The sequence below is a fragment of the Pleomorphomonas sp. NRK KF1 genome, from assembly GCF_023721755.1.
Taxonomy (GTDB): Bacteria; Pseudomonadota; Alphaproteobacteria; order Rhizobiales; family Pleomorphomonadaceae; genus Pleomorphomonas.
This window is the reverse complement of record NZ_JAMDLH010000001.1, coordinates 294,152-310,590: the sequence shown is the minus strand read 5'-3', so window position 1 is coordinate 310,590 and position 16,439 is coordinate 294,152. Positions and strand designations below refer to the sequence as shown.

Sequence of the window (16,439 nt, the reverse complement as noted above, 5' to 3'; positions counted from 1 at the left end):
GTTTGTCGAAGCCTTCCGGACATGAAAAAGGCGGGGCGTTTCGGCGCCCCGCCTTTGTCATTCCTGGCTCAACACTCTCGTGTCGGCAATCTCAGTCGATGTCCGAAATCTCGGCCGGCTGCTTGCCGAAGGCGCGCTGGGCCAGCGCCGCCTCCATGAAGCCATCGAGATCGCCGTTGAGCACGTCTGACGGCGAGGTGCTCTCGACACCGGTGCGGAGATCCTTGACCAACTGGTAGGGCTGCAGGACGTAGGAGCGGATCTGGTGGCCCCAGCCGATATCGGTCTTGCCGGCCTGCTCGGCGTTGGCCTTCTCCTCGCGCTTCTTCAGCTCCGCTTCATAGAGACGGGCACGCAGCATGTTCCAGGCGGTGGCCCGGTTCTTGTGCTGCGACCGCTCAGCCTGACAGGCGACAACGATGCCCGAGGGATAGTGCGTGATGCGCACTGCCGAGTCCGTCGTGTTGATGTGCTGACCACCGGCGCCCTGAGCGCGGTAGGTATCGATGCGGCAATCACTTTCGTTGATCTCGATCTCGATCTTGTCGTCGATGACCGGATAAACCCAGACCGAGGAAAACGATGTGTGCCGCCGCGCCTGGCTGTCGAAGGGCGAAATGCGAACGAGGCGATGCACGCCCGACTCGGTCTTCAGCCAGCCGTAGGCGTTGTGGCCCTTGATGAGCACCGTGGCGCTCTTGATGCCGGCCTCTTCACCGTCGTGAACTTCCAGGACCTCGACCTTGTAGCCGCGCTTGTCCGCCCAGCGCGTGTACATGCGCAGGAGCATGTTGGTCCAGTCCTGGCTTTCGGTACCGCCGGCACCTGAGTTGACTTCGATGTAGGTGTCGTTGGCATCGGCCTCGCCGGACAGCATCGACTCCACCTGCTGGCGAGCGATCTCGTCCTTGAGACCACGCAACGTGTTCTCGGCATCAGTGACGACGGTGGCGTCGTCCTCCATCTCGCCGAGCTCGATCAGCTCGATGCTGTCCTTGAGGTCGCGGTCCAGCTTGAGATAGCCGTTGATTCGGTTCTCAAGATCGGTCCGCTCGCGCATGATCTTCTGCGCGCGCTCGGGATCGTTCCAGAGAGTCGGATCTTCGACGAAACCGTTCAGCTCGGCCATGCGCTGCTGGGAGGCATCCCAGTCAAAGATGCCTCCTCAGCAGGGCCATACCCTGCTTGATCTCGTCGACGATGGCCTCGATTTCGGCTCGCATGTATGTGAGCTCCGGTCAGGAGGTTGAGTTGGCGCCGAGGCCAAAGGCATCGACGGGCGCCCGTCGTCGATCACGGGCGCGGCGGACCATAGGAACGGAAGTCGTCGATGTAAACCCACCGACCTCCATTCCGTCTTTTGTCAGGCCTGATGTGCTCTCAACGTCCTGCCGTCAATAGAGGCCGCCGGTACCGCTCACCGCCGCCTTGTCGGCCTCGGAGTTGACCTCGGTCGGCACGCCCCAGGCCATGCCATCACCACCGATGACCGAATAGACGTCGGACGGACCGGTTCCGGGCTTGAAGGCCTCGATGATCGCGCTTTCGCCCTCATAGGCCCGCATTCCGGTCTTGCGATCGATCGGGATCAGCACCATGCCCTCGGGCACCTTGAACTCCTGAGGCGGCTGACCGGCCAGAGCCTGCGCCATGAAATCGCGGAAGACGGGCGCGGCCATCGTGCCGCCAGTCGCGCCATGCCCCATGGGCTTCGGCGTGTCGAAGCCCATGAAGATGCCGACAGTCAGCTCGGGCGTGAACCCGACGAACCAAGCGTCCTTCTCGTCGTTGGTGGTGCCAGTCTTGCCGGCGATCGGACGATTGAGGCTCCTGACCGCCGCAGCCGTGCCGCGCTGGACGACGCCTTCCATCATGGAAGTGATCTGGTAGGCGGTCATCGGATCGAGCACCTGCTCGCGCTCATCGATCAGCTGTGGCTCGTCCTGTCCCTTCCAGTCGCTGGAATTGCATCCCTCGCAGACGCGTTGATCATGCCGGTAGATGGTGCGACCGAAACGATCCTGCACGCGGTCGATCAAGGTCGGCTGAACGCGGCGCCCGCCGTTGGCAATGATGGCGTAGGCATTGACGAGCCGCATCACCGTCGTCTCGCCGGCGCCGAGCGACATGGCCAGAACCGGCTGCATGTTGTCGTAAATGCCGAACCGTTTGGCGTATTCGGCGACGAGCGGCATGCCCATGTCCTGGGCAAGGCGCACGGTCATCAGGTTGCGTGACTTCTCGATGCCGGTCCGGAGCGTCGAAGGACCGCCGTAACCGCCGCCGTAGTTCTGCGGCCGCCACATGCCGAGGCCCGGGCCCTGGTCGATCTCGATCGGCCCATCCATGATGACCGAAGCCGGTGTGTAGCCGTTGTCGAGAGCGGCCGAGTAGACGAAAGGCTTGAAGGACGAGCCGGGCTGGCGCATGGCCTGGGTTGCCCGGTTGAACTCGCTTTCGGCGAAGGAAAACCCGCCAACCAAGGCACGCACGCGGCCCGTGGTCGAGTCCATGGCTACCAAGGCGCCGGAAATGCCAGGGAACTGGCGAAGCCGATAGGCTTCCAGCGTCCCGATGGCGGTCCCGGTCTTCTCGACGTAGATGACATCGCCGACCGACAGGACATCCGAGGCAGTCTTCACCGCCGCCCCCCGCTTGGGGCCGGTCTCCCACTTCGCCCATTTCAGCTGGTCGAGCGGGATGATACCCTCGATGCGCTCGTCATTCACTTTTCCGGTCGGCCCCTTGGAGGGCTGCAGGCCGATTCGGGCGGCGTCGCCGTCGAAGCCGAGCACGACGGCAAGGTTCCACTCGGGCACATCGGATATAGCCGCCTCGGCGGCCAACGGGATGCCCCAGTCGCCGGAGACGTCGATCTGCCTCTTGGAGCCGCGCCAGCCGTGCGCCTCGTCATAGCGCAAGAGCGCCCGCTGAAGCACACCCCGGGCGATAACCTGCATCTTCGGGTCGAGCGTCGTGCGGACGGATAGGCCGCCTTCGTAAAGCCCCTTCTCGCCATACATGGCCAGTAGGGAGCGCCGCACTTCCTCGACAAAATACTCGGAAGCGAACACCTTGGCCGACTGGTTGCGCTCGGCAATGACGAGCGGTGCCTTCATGGCGGCATCGCCCTCCTCCCGCGTCGCATAACCGTTCTCCACCATCTGCTGGATGACGTAATTGCGGCGTTCGATAGCGGCCTGACGGCTGCGGTAGGGATTGTAGTTCTCCGGCGCCTTCGGAAGCGCGGCCAGGTAGGCCACTTCTTCCAGCTTGAGGTCGGCCAGGGGTTTGTCGAAATAGGCCAGCGAAGCTGCCGCGACACCGTAGGAGCGGAAGCCGAGATAGATCTCGTTCAGGTAGAGCTCGAGGATCTGATCCTTGGTGTAGGCCTGTTCGATCTTCAGGGTCAGCATCGCTTCGCGAATCTTGCGATCGATGGTGCGCTCGTTGGTCAGCAGGAAAACCTTGGCGACCTGCTGCGTGATCGTCGAAGCGCCAACCATGCGCTTGTTCGAACCGGAAACGATGGTGTCGATGTTCTTGACCGCAGCCCCGGCGAGGCTGACCAGATCGATGCCCGGGTGAGTGTAGAAATCCTTGTCCTCGGCCGAGATGAACGCCTGCTTCACCCGATCGGGAATCATCTGGATCGGCATGAACAGACGGCGTTCATGAGCATATTCGGAGGCCAGCTCGCCGTCAGCGGCGTGGACGCGCGTCACGACCGGCGGCTGGTAGTTGCGCAGCTGGTTCGTGTCGGGCAGATCGGAGCTGAGGGAATGGATGTAGACGGCAACGCCGCCGGCGGCGACCAGGAACAGCAGCGCCGCGATCGAGAAGACCCAGCCGAAGAATCTTACGAAGATCATAGTCCGTCCATCATTCCCGTCGACACCAGCCGCGCCGGCGTACCTGTCCGTCTCGGCGGCATGACAAAGCCCGGTTCGTCCGGCTGCCATGCTTCAGCTTTTGGGTCAGCCGATATCTCAAAACGCCGCAGAATGCGAATGTTTCCGTGAGCGCGGACGTTCGCCGCTCTTTGTGGCAAAGGCTGGGCCGTGGCGTTGCCTCATGGCAACAATCCGCGTCCGCTATTTGCCGAGATAGGCGTATTTCTGGCCGAAGAAACGCAGAACCGCCTGCGTGACGGCTTCGGCAACGCGAGATCGCCATTCGTCCGAAGTGAGCAGCTTCTCGTCCTGATCGTTGGAGAGATAACCGATTTCCACCAGAACCGACGGCACGTCATGGGCCCGCAGGACCTGAAAACCTGCGGAGCGGTGCGGATTCTTGATCATCCGGGTCGCGGTGGCAAGGTCGCTGACGAGTCCGTTGGCAAAAGCGGCCGAGAAGTTTCGCGTTTCTCGCCGCGTGAGATCGACCAGGATATCTGTCACTTCGTCGGCCTCCTGTTGCAGATCGAGGCCGGCGATGAGGTCGGATGCGTTTTCCTTGGCCGCGAGCGCTGCCGCCTCTCGGTCGGAGGCCTTGTCGGACAGCGTGTATACGGTTGCGCCGCGCACCGACCCTTCGTGCTCGGAATCGGCGTGGATGGACAGGAACAGGTCGGCTGCGTGGTCACGACCAAACTGCACGCGGGCAGCGAGAGGCAGGAAGGTGTCATCTGTCCGCGTCAGAAGAACCGCGACCTTCCCGGTCCGTTCGAGGTTCTCCTGCAGCTTCTTGGCAAAGGCCAGGACGATGTCCTTCTCGAGGACGCCTGACGCGGAGACGGTTCCCGCATCGACTCCGCCGTGCCCGGCATCGATGACGACCAAGGGCTTTTCCCGCTTGCTGCGATCGGGCGGCGGCAGTTGGTCGGCCTTCTGCACCGGCTGGTTGGCACTGTCGCGGGCAAGCTGGCTTTTTCGCAAATCCTCGTCGAAGGCGGCAGCGGTCGTCTTGAGAAGATCGAGGACCATGCGAGCCGGCTGGTCCTCGACGGCCGACAACAGAAAGGCCTTGTCGATCTTCACCGGACCGGTAACGTCCAGCACGATACGTGATCGGCCGGCCGCAAACTGCCCGTAACGCCAGTCGCTTACGAGCCCTCGCCCGGCGGAGCCGGTGCCTGGCGGCAGGCGGAAGTCGACCTCGGGCAGATCGATGACGACACGGTAGGGATCGGCAAGGGTGAAGGCGCTGAGGTCGATCTCTCCGGAAAGATCGAGCACGAAGCGGGTCCGACTCTCGTCACCGACGACGCGACCGTCCGTTGCCACCGGGGGATCGCCGGCGAGAGCGACGTGCGTCAGGCAGACCAGCGTCGCCACGGTCAGGACGACGACGCCGAGAAAGACTGCGAAGCGGTTTACAACGGTCGTCAAATGATCGCTCCAACGATCCCATGAGCGGCCCAAACTGCCACAGACCGACGAGATGGCAACTCCCCTCACCCTCGCGGACGCATCTTCCCAGGATCTGCAGCATTCCTTGAACACTACCTAGGCCAATTTGGTTAACCATTTCCAGTCCCCCACCGATCGGGACGGCGAACACTTCACATTGCGAGGAATTGATTGGCGGCCTATTTGATCGCCTTGCATATGGGACTTCACGCAAGTAATAAGGGATCGGAGCCCGAATCCTTGCTCTCGGTACTTGAGAGCGTCCAGCCGGTTCACCTTCTGCTTGAAATGCAGGAGGAATGTGACCGGCAGTCGAGGGCCGAGAGGTCAGCGCAGCCGCCGGTTGGTTTTCCGGTCAATGCGCGGAACCCGGCCCTTCGCTCGTTGTGTTTCGCCCGGCCGTGCGCCGCGTTGCGGGAATGCATATGAGGACGCCCGTAGATCAACCGGAAAGATCGGTGCTTCGGTGCACGGCCACTCAGGCCGCCCAACAAGGCATTCGTCGTCGTTCCCCCGTATTGGCTTTGCCGAGCGGGTTTTTCAGGAGCGACGGTGTTGAAAAGAAAGAACGTGCCGGACGTGAAAGTCGTGAGGCCAAAGCAAATCGTCGAAAAGGCAGGATGGCGCAATGCATCTGCCGCTTCCCGATTTGCGGCTTCGGTTGGTCCGGCGCTTTTCCCTATTCCCTTACCCCTTATCGACGGCCGGTGCGGCTCCTTCCAGCGCGCGGCGATTCCAGGAACGGCTCCCAGGAGTCTTCCATCGGTGTCGCGGCGGTGCCGAGGGCGCACACGGCCGGGAGTCAGACTTAATGGCAAACAAGATGCTGATCGATGCCACCCACCCGGAGGAGACCCGGGTGGTTGTGGTGCGTGGACACCGCGTTGAGGAATTCGATTTCGAATCGGCGACCAGGAAGCAGCTCAGAGGAAACATCTATCTCGCCAAGGTGACGCGCGTCGAGCCGTCCCTGCAGGCAGCCTTTGTGGAGTATGGCGGCAATCGCCACGGCTTTTTGGCTTTCTCCGAGATTCACCCGGACTACTACCAGATCCCGCAGGCGGATCGTCAGGCTCTGATCGAGGCTGAAGAGGCCGAGGAGCGTGAAGAGGCCGAGCGGCGCGCCCGGATGCACCGTGACCGGCAGGCGCGTGCCCAGGCGGCGAAAGCTGCGGCCCGTCCCGCCGAGACCGTGAGCGAGACGCCCGCCGAGGACGGCGAGCCGCAGCCGGTCGAAGCGGCGAGCGTCATCGAGGCAACTCCAGTCATCGAGCCGGTCGACGACGAAGTGCCCACGCTCGAGACGGGCGGCATCATCGACATTCACGACGACCAGTCGGTCGAGACCATCAATGACGATGGCGAAGAACGGACGAGCGACGACGAGGAAGAGCACGTCGAGAGCGTCGGCGCCGAAGACGCGCTGGAAGAGGTGCCTGAGCGCCGCGTTCGTCGTGCCCGTCAGTATCGCATCCAGGAAGTCATCAAGCGGCGCCAAGTGCTGCTGGTCCAGGTCGTCAAGGAAGAGCGTGGCACCAAGGGTGCCGCGCTGACCACCTATCTTTCTCTGGCCGGCCGCTATTCGGTACTGATGCCCAACTCCGGCCGGGGTGGCGGCATTTCGCGCAAGATCACCAACGTGCAGGACCGCAAGCGCCTCAAGGAGATCGCCCACGAGCTCGACGTGCCGGAGGGCATGGGAGTCATTCTCAGGACGGCCGGCGCCGCCCGGACAAAAACCGAGATCAAGCGCGACTTCGAGTACCTCCTTCGCCTGTGGGAGAACGTCCGCGAGCTGACGCTTCGCTCGTCCGCGCCGAACCTCGTCTACGAGGAAGGTTCGCTGGTCAAGCGGTCGATTCGCGACCTCTACAACAAGGACATCGACGAAGTTCTGGTGGCCGGCGAAGACTCCTACCGCGAGGCCAAGGACTTCATGCGCATGCTCATGCCGAGCCATGCCAAGAATGTTCAGCCCTATCGCGACCCGATCCCCGTCTTCGGCCGCTTCGGCGTTGAACCGCAGCTCGATGCGATGTTCTCGCCCCAGGTGACTCTGAAGTCCGGCGGCTATCTCGTCATCAACCAGACCGAAGCGCTCGTCGCCATCGACGTCAACTCGGGCCGGTCGACGCGCGAGCACAACATCGAGGACACGGCGCTCGCCACCAACCTCGAGGCTGCTGAGGAGGTGGCTCGCCAGCTCCGCCTGCGCGACCTCGCGGGCCTCATCGTGATCGATTTCATCGACATGGAAGAGGCCAAGAACAACAAGGCGGTCGAGCGCAAGCTCAAGGACTGCCTGAAGAACGATCGTGCCCGCATTCAGGTGGGCCGCATCTCGCACTTCGGCCTGATGGAGATGAGCCGCCAGCGCATTCGCACCGGCGTGCTGGAAGGCTCCACCGAGCTCTGCCCGCACTGTCTGGGCGCAGGCATCGTCCGCTCCACCGAAAGCGTGGCGCTGCACGTGCTGCGCTCGCTCGAAGATCTGCTGATCAAGGGCGTGACGCATCACCTGACCGTCCGCACCCGGTCCGCGGTGGCGCTCTACATACTCAACCAGAAGCGCAAGCACCTTTCCGATCTGGAGACTCGCTTCGGTCTCACGATCACCATCTCGGCCGACGAGCACCTCGGTTCGCAGCATTTCGCCGTAGAACGCGGCGAGATCATCCTCAACCCTGCGCCGCCGCCGGCCGCGCCGACGCTGACGCCCGAAAGCGTGCAGCCGTATGACGAGGACATCGACGAGGATATCGAGGAAGAGGACGACGAGGAGGCCGAGGCCGAGAAGACCCAATCGTCCCGTGAAGAGCGCGGCGACGGCGATGCCCGCCGCAAGCGTCGGCGGCGTCGCCGCCGGCGGACGGAGGGCGGCGAAGCCGCCAACGGTGACAGCCAGGATGCGGCCGGAGACGGCGCCGAGCAGTCCTCTCCCGAGGGCGACGACGAAGGTTCCGAAGAGGACGACCGCGAGGCCCGCGCCGAGGGCGACAGCGAGGGCGAACAGCGCCGCAGGTCGCGTCGTCGCGGCCGTCGCGGTGGCCGCCGTCGGCATCAGCTTGAGGAAGACGTCGGCTCCGAGTCCACGGCCACTGCCCAGGATGGCGAGCCTGCTGCCACCCAGACGGCGGGAGATGAGGCTGAAAGCGGAACCGAAGCCGAAGTCCTCCCCGTTGCGGATGCTGCCGAAGCGGGAGCGACGGTTGCTCCGAGTGTGGTGAACGACGAGCCTGTGGAGACGCTGGCTGACGAGAGCGAAGAGGCTCCAGCAGAGGTGTCGGAGGCGGCTGCGCCTGCCCATACGCCGCTTGAAAGCGTCGCGGAACTGGTAGAGAAGTCGATCGAGGCCAACGAGCCGGTGCTGCAACCCGAGCCGGAACCCGAGCCCGAGCCGGAACCCGAGAGCAATCACCCGAAGAAGACGGGCTGGTGGCAGCGCCGCTCCTTCTTCTGACGGGAGCGCACGGAACATCGATCGAGACCGCCCCGGTCCATCCTGGGCGGTCTTTTCGCATCTGTCGCATCGACATTGCATGTCGACCAATCGATCGAGGTCGACCCATACCGACAACGCCGACACGAACGGAGCCCCGGCGTGGCGACGCAAGGTACCATGGCCTGGATGGAGGCGAGCGTGCGCGGCTATTTCAGCCAGGCGCCAATTCGTTCGCAGGCTTCCGCGATCTCGTCGGTCCGTCCGGCAAAGGAAAAGCGAACATAGGACGAGCCGCGCCCGGTATCGAAGTCGAGCCCTGGAGTCGCCGCGACGCCCGCCTCGTGCAGCATGCGGCGACAGAAATCGAGACTGTCGTTGGTGTGGCGGCTGACATCGGCGTAGAAATAGAAGGCACCGTCAACCGGCAGAAAGCGATCGAGGCCGATCTCGGGCATTCGCCGTAGAAGCAGTCGGCGGCTGGCCTCATAGCCGGCCTTGACCGCTTCGAGTTCCTCGCTGGCCTCGAAGGCACCAAGGGCGGCGCGTTGCGACAACTCCGACGGCGAGATGAAGAGGTTCTGGGCGATACGTTCGACCGGCCGCACCAGGCGTTCCGGCAACACCATCCAGCCGACGCGCCAGCCGGTCATGCAGAAATACTTGGAGAAGGAGTTCACGACCACGACGTCGTCGGAGAACTCGAGCGCCGTCACCTCGTCGCCGGCATAGACGAGGCCGTGGTAGATCTCGTCCATGACGAGGGTGATCTTCATGTCCCGACAGGCACCGACCAGCGCCTTGAGACCTTCGCGCGTCATCATGGTTCCCGAGGGATTGTTGGGGCTCGCCACGACGATTCCGGCGAGTGGCCGTTCCGCATGCGCCTTCTCGATTGCGGCAGCGCTCGCCTGCCAGCGCGCGTCGGCGGTCGTCGGGATCTCGACGACTTCGAGGCCGAGCGCGGTCAGGATGTTGCGATAGGCGGGATAGCCCGGAGTCGGCAACCCCACGCGATCGCCAACATCGAACATGGCAAGGAAAGCGAGATTGAACGCGCCCGACGAGCCTGCCGTGACCGCGACCCGTCCGGCCGGCACGTCGACGCCATAACGATCGGCATAAAGGCGTGCGATACGGGCGCGCAGATCGGGAATGCCAAGCGCCTCGGTATAGCCGATGCGGCCGCGATTCAGCGCTTCTTCGGCGGCGGCACGAACGGCGGCCGGCACCGGTGTACCGGGTTCGCCGAGTTCCATGTGAAGGATGCTTCGGCCCTCGCGGGCAAGGCGATTGGCGTCGGACAGTACGTCCATGGCGAGGAAAGGAGCCACATCACTTCGTCGCGAAACCCGCATTCTCCCCTCGCCTCCAAGATTTTGCCAGAGATGGATCGCAATGTATCGTGGGTTGGGCGCGTCTGATTTTTCCGTTGCGCCCGGGACGCGTTCTGCCCTTTATCAGGCTACGGACACACTGACGAGACTTCCGATAGTGAATCGCGCGATGATGAAGAGCTTCCGCCGCACCTCCGTCGCCGTCGTCACAGCGGCGGCGCTCGCATTTTCGTCCACTCTACCCGCGCTCTCCGTCGAGAGGAGCCGCAGTATATCGCTGCTGCGCGACGCGGAAGCGGAAGCGCTGATCGCCGACTACACGCGCCCCCTGCTGAAGGCGGCCGGCCTCGGCGCAGCCACGGTCCAGGTCAAGCTGGTCAATGACGATACCTTCAATGCCTTCGTCGCCGACAGCCGGCATATCTTCGTCAACGCCGGGGCCATCATCGACTCCACGACGCCCAACGAACTGATCGGCGTGCTGGCGCACGAGATCGGTCATCTCGCAGCGAACCATCTCGCCCAACTGCGAGCGGAGATCCGCCGAATGCAGATTCTTTCGGCGCTCGCCATGCTGGGTGGCGTCGCGGCGGGTGCGGCGGGCGGCGGCGGCGGGGCGGTGGGTGCCCTGGCCACAGGCGGAATGCAGTTCGGCCAACGTGGCCTCCTGATGTATGCTCGCGAGAACGAGACCGCCGCCGATCAGCTGGCGCTGAAGTATCTTGCCCAAACCGGTCAATCGGCAAAGGGCATGCTGGACACCTTCAAGCGCTTCGCCGATCAGCAGATGTTCATGTCGGCCCATATCGACCCGTATATCCAAAGCCACCCCCTGGCCGCCGACCGCATCGCCATGATCGACGAGATGGCCCGCAAGTCGAAATACTTCGACAAGGCCGACAGTCCGTCGCTCCAGGCGCGGCACGATCTCGTTCGGGCCAAGTTCGCCGCCTTTACTCGCAACGCCCAAAGCGTGATGCGGCTCTATCCACCGTCCGACACCAGCCTTGCCGCCGATTATGCCCGCGCCATCGTCGCCTACCGCTTCGCCGACTCCAAGTCGGCGATCGGCCGAATGGACGCGCTGATCAAGCGATCCCCCAACAACCCCTATTTCTGGGAACTCAAGGGGCAGATTCTGCTGGAGACCGGCAAGCCGAGAGAGGCCTTGGCGCCCCTCAGGAAAGCCGTGTCGCTGGCGCCGAACGCCGGCCCCATCCGCGTCCTGCTGGGTCAGGCTCTTGTAGGCACCGGGGACGGCAAGCTGACCGACGAGGCGATCGCCATGCTCACCAAGGGTATCGGCGACGACCCGGACCAGCCCGTCGGCTATCGGCAGCTTGCCATCGCCTATGCGCGCAAGGACAACATCGCCATGGCCGATCTTGCCTCCGCGCAAGGGAGCTTCGCCTCGGGCGACATCGAGACCGCCAAGAAATACGCCATCCGCGCGCAGGAGAAGCTGAAGACCGGCTCGCCGGCCTGGCTGCGCGCCGACGACATCATCACCTACAAGATACCAAGATAACCAGGCTTCCACCGCCTGGAACGAGGAGCAGTCGCATGTTTGCCCATTTCCGGAAAGTACTGTCGGCCACGCTGGTCGCTGCGGCTCTCCTTCCCTTCGCCGCTTCCGCCGAGGAGTTCACCGACAGCCAGAAGGCAGCGATCGGCGACGTCGTGAAGTCCTACCTGCTCGAGCATCCCGAAGTGATCACCGAGGCCCTGCAGGCGCTCGAAGCGCGCAACAAGGCAGCCGAGGAGCAGGGACGGGTCGACGCCATCCAGGCGAACAAGGAGGCCATCTTCTCTTCGCCGTACCAGGCGGTCCTCGGCGATCCCAACGCGAAGATCGCCCTGGTCGAGTTCTTCGACTACAACTGCGGCTACTGCAAGAAGGCCCTTTCCGATACCCGCGCCATCCTAGACAAGGAAAAGGACGTCAAGATCATCCTCAAGGAGTTTCCCATCCTGAGCGAAGGATCGGTCGAAGCGGCCAAGGTAGCGGCGGCCGTCAACATTCTCGACCCCAAGGCCTACGAAGCCTTTCACTTCGAGCTGATGGGAATCCGGGGTCAGGCCGACGGCGACCGCGCGCTGGCGGCGGCGGCGAAGGCCGGCCTCGACGAAGCGAAGGTAAAGGAGACGGCCGGTACGCAGGCGGTCGCTGAGGCGATCAACCACTCCTACGATCTCGCTCGCAAGCTCAACATCAACGGCACCCCCGCCTACATCATCGGCGACGAGATGGTCTATGGCGCCGTCGGCTTCGCCGACCTGAACCGCAGAATCGAGGCCATGCGCACCTGCGGCAAGACGACCTGCTGATCTTTGGTCGGGGCTGGACATAACCTCGCCCTACAGACGGGGATGAATCGGCGCTGCCTCTTTTTTTCGGAGCGGCATATGCCTATAAGGAAGCCGGCCAACGCCCACCGGTGGGTTGCGGCCTCCCCTGTTCCGGCCTTGAAAGGGAACCGACCGATTGCCCATTGAAGCGTTCATCCTCAACGGACCGAACCTCAATCTTCTCGGAACGCGAGAACCGGGCATCTACGGATCGCTGACCCTTGCCGACATCGAGGCGAACTGCCGCGAGAAGGCTGCCGAGCTGGGGTTTTCAGCCGTCGAGTTTCGTCAGTCCAACCATGAGGGCGTCCTCGTCGACTGGATCCAGGAAGCGGGACGGCGCGGTGCCGGCGTGGTGATGAACCCCGGCGCCTATACGCACACCTCAATCGCCCTCCACGACGCGATCAAGGGGACCGGTGTTCCCCTGATCGAAGTTCATATTTCCAACGTCCATGCCCGCGAGAGTTTCCGGCATCGATCCTTTGTGTCGCCCGTGGCGGCCGGAGTGATCGTCGGCCTTGGCCCTCTTGGCTACACTCTCGCGCTCGAAGCCCTCGCCGGTCTCCTGAAAGGGTGACCGCCGTCCCAATCCGGTGAGAACCGATGCCCCAGACCTTTGACTACGAACTGATCCGCCAGCTTGCCAACATCCTCGACGAGACCAACCTCACCGAGATCGAGGTGGAGCAGGAGAAGCTGAAGATCCGCGTGGCTCGGACGGCGGCGCCGGTCACCATTACCCAGGGTGGCGGCTGGGCCCCGCCGAGCGCGATGCCTGCGGGGGGCGCCCCTGTCGTCGCCGCGGCGCCCGTGGCCGTCGAGGCGCCGAAGGCCGCCGATCCCGCAGCCAATCCCGGTGCGGTCCCCTCACCGATGGTCGGCACCGCCTACCTGGCTCCGGAGCCGGGCGCGCGATCCTTCGTCGAAGTTGGCGACACGGTGAAGGAAGGCCAGACGGTGATGATCATCGAGGCCATGAAGCATCTCAACCACATTCCGGCGCCGCGCGCCGGCCGCGTCACCGCCATCTTCGTCGAGAACGGCCAGCCGGTCGAGTTCGGCGAGCCGCTGCTGATCATCGAGTGACCGGCCCCATGTTCGAGAAGATCCTCATCGCCAACCGCGGCGAAATCGCCCTTCGGGTGCTGCGCGCCTGCAAGGAGCTCGGCATCGGCACCGTCGCCGTCCATTCGACGGCCGACGCCAACGCCATGCACGTCCGCCTCGCCGACGAAAGCGTCTGTATCGGCCCGGCGCCAGTGCGCGAAAGCTACCTCAACATTCCCAACATCGTCGCGGCCTGCGAGATCACCGGCGCCGAAGCGGTTCACCCCGGCTATGGGTTTCTCAGCGAGAATGCCCGCTTCGCCGATATCCTGGCCGCCCACAACATTGCCTTCATCGGGCCTTCGGCGGATCACATCCGCATCATGGGCGACAAGATCGAGGCCAAGGCAACCGCCAAGCGCCTCGGCATCCCGGTGGTGCCCGGTTCGGATGGCGCCGTCGAATCCGAAGAGGATGCCCTGCGCATCGCCGCCGAGATCGGCTATCCGGTTCTGGTGAAGGCGTCGGCGGGTGGCGGCGGTCGCGGCATGCGCGTCGCCATGACCGAAGCAGAACTGCCGTCGGCGATGTCGGCCGCCAAGACCGAGGCGAAGAACGCCTTCGGCGACGACGCTGTGTACATCGAGAAGTACCTCCTGAAGCCGCGCCATATCGAGTTGCAGGTTCTGGGTGACGGCCAGGGCAATGCGGTACATCTCGGCGAGCGCGACTGCTCGCTGCAGCGCCGCCACCAGAAGGTCATGGAAGAGGCCCGCTCGCCGGCCCTCAATGACGACGAGCGCGCCAGGATCGGCAACATCGTCGCCAACGCCATGGCCGAGCTGAACTATTCCGGCGCCGGCACGATCGAGTTCCTCTACGAGAACGGCGAGTTCTACTTCATCGAGATGAACACCCGCCTGCAGGTGGAACACCCGGTGACGGAGATGATCACCGGCATCGATCTCGTCAACGAGCAGATCAAGGTGGCCTCGGGCCAAGCGCTGGGCTTCCGCCAGTCGGACGTCCATTTCAACGGCCACGCCATCGAATGCCGCATCAACGCGGAGAACGCCGCCACGTTTGCGCCGTCGCCCGGCAAGATCACTTATTGGCATCCCCCGGGTGGATTGGGGGTTCGCGTCGACAGCGGCGTCTATCAGGGCTACACGATCCCACCCTACTACGACAGCATGATCGGCAAGCTGATCGTTCACGGTCGCAACCGTGTCGAATGCCTGATGCGCCTGCGGCGCTGCCTCGATGAGTTCGTCGTCGACGGCATCGACTCTACGATCCCGCTTTTCAACCACATGCTAAAGAACGCCGACATCATTGATGGCGCCTATGACATCCACTGGCTGGAGAAGTGGCTGGCGACCAAGCCTTTCGAGGCCTGACAGGACCAAGCCGAAACAGCCTAAGCCGAGATGCAAGACGCCGCCCTCACGGGCGGCGTTGACGTATCAGCCGAAGTTACACGAGCACAGGTCGCTTGACCCGTCCCGCATCGCCGAACACCCGCAGATAACGGGCGATCTCGGCCGGATCGCCTGTTGCCTTTTCCGGGTTATCGGAAAGCTTCACGGCCGGTCGCCCGTTCACCTGCGTCACCTTGCAGACAAGAGAGATCGCATCGAAGTCGTCAGTCGGCTGTGGAGCGCAATCCTGGAAATCGTTGGTGAGGTTGGTTCCCCAGCCAAAGCTCATGTGAACGCGACCGCGGAAGTGGGTGTAGACGCGTTCGATCTCCTCGACGTCGAGACCGTCGGAAAAGACGATCAGCTTGTCGCGCGGATCCCTCCCCTTCGACTTCCACCAGGCGACGATCTCCTCTCCACCTTCGACCGGATCGGCGCTATCTGGACGGAACCCTTTCCAGTCGGCAACCCAATCCGGCGCGTCGCGCAGAAAGGACGCGGTACCAAAGGCATCCGGCAGAACCACCAGCAGGTTGCCGTCATAAAGCTCCTGCCAGTCGCGCAGTACCCGATAAGGCGAATGGCGCAACTCGTCCTCGGTGTCGGCAAGGGCGGCCATAGCCATCGGCAACTCATGAGCGTTGGTGCCGATGGCCTCGAGGTCGCTCTTCATCGCCAACAGAACGTTTGACGTGCCGATGAACGACGGGCCGAGCCCTTCTTTCAGCGCGTTGACGCACCAATCCTGCCAGAGATGCGAATGGCGGCGACGGCTGCCGAAGTCTGCAATCTTGATGTCCGGAAAGGCTCTGAGTCGCTCCACCTTGCTCCACAGCTTGGCTTTGGCGCGCGCATAGAGAACGTCGAGTTCGAAGCGGCGCATGGTCTTCATCACCGAACGAGAGCGCAACTCGTTGATGATGGCCAGCGCCGGGATTTCCCACATGGTCGTGTGGGTCCAGGGCCCGTGGAACTCGAGATGGTACTGGCCGTCGGCCTTCCTGAGTTCGTAAGGTGGCAGCTGAAAATCGCGCAGAAATTCCAGATACTCCGGCGCGAAGATCTGCCGCTTGCCGTAGAAGGTGTTGCCGGCGAGCCAGATCCACTCCTTCTTGCCGATTCTAAGCGAGCGCGCATAGTCGAGCTGGGCCCGAAGCTCGCCCTCGTCGATGTCGTCGGCCAGACGGATGCTGCTTGCCCGATTGATCAGGGAGAAGGTGACGTCGACGTCGCGGTAACGCTTCCAGATCAGCTGCTGCATCAGGAACTTGTAGATGTCCGTGTCGAGCAGACTGCGGATGATTGGGTCGAGCTTCCAGTTATGGTCGTGAACCCGCTTGGCGATATCGGTGGTGCTCATCGGTCAATACCCGTGACGAAGCGAGGCGACCCATGAACGTCGAAAAACGCCGACGAGGCGCCACCTGACAGAGGGGTAGCCTGAAACGATCTAGAACCCAAGCGAAATCCGTATAAACGCCTAGTCGGTCGA

General features: G+C 63.3%; 11 protein-coding genes. 6 read left to right on the top strand and 5 right to left on the bottom strand.

Features of this window, described 5'->3' with window-relative positions:
• Nucleotides 1-91 precede the first annotated feature (91 nt).
• The 3 genes from prfB to M4J39_RS01355 form a co-directional block, all read right to left on the bottom strand.
• A protein-coding gene (prfB, locus tag M4J39_RS01365; RefSeq protein WP_251725862.1) for a peptide chain release factor 2 occupies nt 92-1,223 on the bottom strand; the annotation gives its coding sequence in 2 pieces (ribosomal slippage) (nt 92-1,153 and nt 1,155-1,223; 1,131 coding nt in all).
• 171 nt (nt 1,224-1,394) lie between these two features.
• Nucleotides 1,395-3,872 carry a penicillin-binding protein 1A gene (locus tag M4J39_RS01360; RefSeq protein ID WP_251725861.1) on the bottom strand — a complete coding sequence of 826 codons (2,478 nt, stop codon included), beginning with the start codon at nt 3,870-3,872 and terminating at the stop codon, nt 1,395-1,397.
• 222 nt (nt 3,873-4,094) lie between these two features.
• Nucleotides 4,095-5,330, bottom strand: coding sequence for an N-acetylmuramoyl-L-alanine amidase (locus tag M4J39_RS01355; RefSeq protein ID WP_251725860.1), 1,236 nt, complete (start codon nt 5,328-5,330; stop codon nt 4,095-4,097).
• Between the two features lie 832 nt (nt 5,331-6,162).
• Between M4J39_RS01355 and M4J39_RS01350 the strand changes: the two genes are divergently transcribed.
• Nucleotides 6,163-8,811, top strand: coding sequence for a ribonuclease E/G (locus M4J39_RS01350; RefSeq protein ID WP_251725859.1), 2,649 nt, complete (start codon nt 6,163-6,165; stop codon nt 8,809-8,811).
• A gap of 188 nt (nt 8,812-8,999) precedes the next feature.
• On the opposite strand, the gene M4J39_RS01345 is transcribed toward M4J39_RS01350, so the two are convergent.
• On the bottom strand, nt 9,000-10,148 hold the full coding sequence (locus M4J39_RS01345; RefSeq protein ID WP_251725858.1) for a pyridoxal phosphate-dependent aminotransferase: 1,149 nt from the start codon (nt 10,146-10,148) through the stop codon (nt 9,000-9,002).
• 148 nt (nt 10,149-10,296) lie between these two features.
• Between M4J39_RS01345 and M4J39_RS01340 the strand changes: the two genes are divergently transcribed.
• The 5 genes from M4J39_RS01340 to accC all read left to right on the top strand — a co-directional run bounded on the left by M4J39_RS01340 (nt 10,297) and on the right by accC (nt 14,926).
• On the top strand, nt 10,297-11,655 hold the full coding sequence (locus tag M4J39_RS01340; RefSeq protein ID WP_251725857.1) for a M48 family metalloprotease: 1,359 nt from the start codon (nt 10,297-10,299) through the stop codon (nt 11,653-11,655).
• Between the two features lie 35 nt (nt 11,656-11,690).
• Nucleotides 11,691-12,455 (top strand): DsbA family protein, encoded by a 765-nt coding sequence (locus tag M4J39_RS01335; protein ID WP_251725855.1) that lies wholly within the window; start codon nt 11,691-11,693, stop codon nt 12,453-12,455.
• A 157-nt stretch (nt 12,456-12,612) separates the two neighbouring features.
• The gene (gene aroQ, locus M4J39_RS01330; RefSeq protein ID WP_251725854.1) at nt 12,613-13,056 is read left to right on the top strand and encodes a type II 3-dehydroquinate dehydratase; all 444 of its coding nucleotides are present in this window, start codon (nt 12,613-12,615) and stop codon (nt 13,054-13,056) included.
• 26 nt (nt 13,057-13,082) lie between these two features.
• Nucleotides 13,083-13,565, top strand: a complete 483-nt coding sequence (accB, locus tag M4J39_RS01325; protein ID WP_251725853.1) for an acetyl-CoA carboxylase biotin carboxyl carrier protein — start codon at nt 13,083-13,085, stop codon at nt 13,563-13,565.
• Nucleotides 13,566-13,573: 8 nt separating this feature from the next.
• Nucleotides 13,574-14,926: an acetyl-CoA carboxylase biotin carboxylase subunit gene (gene accC, locus M4J39_RS01320; RefSeq protein ID WP_251725851.1), complete on the top strand. Its 1,353-nt coding sequence runs from the start codon at nt 13,574-13,576 to the stop codon at nt 14,924-14,926.
• 76 nt (nt 14,927-15,002) lie between these two features.
• Here the strand turns inward: accC and pncB are convergent, their stop codons facing one another.
• Nucleotides 15,003-16,307, bottom strand: coding sequence for a nicotinate phosphoribosyltransferase (gene pncB, locus M4J39_RS01315; RefSeq protein WP_251725849.1), 1,305 nt, complete (start codon nt 16,305-16,307; stop codon nt 15,003-15,005).
• Between the last annotated feature and the right edge of the window lie 132 nt (nt 16,308-16,439).

What these genes read in the sequence shown, in the direction of transcription:
- M4J39_RS01335 (WP_251725855.1), top strand. Translation starts at nt 11,691, where the DNA reads ATGTTTGCCCATTTCCGGAAAGTACTGTCGGCCACGCTGGTCGCTGCG.
- M4J39_RS01345 (WP_251725858.1), bottom strand. Translation starts at nt 10,148, where the DNA reads ATGCGGGTTTCGCGACGAAGTGATGTGGCTCCTTTCCTCGCCATGGAC.
- M4J39_RS01350 (WP_251725859.1), top strand. Translation starts at nt 6,163, where the DNA reads ATGGCAAACAAGATGCTGATCGATGCCACCCACCCGGAGGAGACCCGG.
- M4J39_RS01340 (WP_251725857.1), top strand. Translation starts at nt 10,297, where the DNA reads ATGATGAAGAGCTTCCGCCGCACCTCCGTCGCCGTCGTCACAGCGGCG.
- pncB (WP_251725849.1), bottom strand. Translation starts at nt 16,307, where the DNA reads ATGAGCACCACCGATATCGCCAAGCGGGTTCACGACCATAACTGGAAG.
- M4J39_RS01360 (WP_251725861.1), bottom strand. Translation starts at nt 3,872, where the DNA reads ATGATCTTCGTAAGATTCTTCGGCTGGGTCTTCTCGATCGCGGCGCTG.
- accC (WP_251725851.1), top strand. Translation starts at nt 13,574, where the DNA reads ATGTTCGAGAAGATCCTCATCGCCAACCGCGGCGAAATCGCCCTTCGG.
- accB (WP_251725853.1), top strand. Translation starts at nt 13,083, where the DNA reads ATGCCCCAGACCTTTGACTACGAACTGATCCGCCAGCTTGCCAACATC.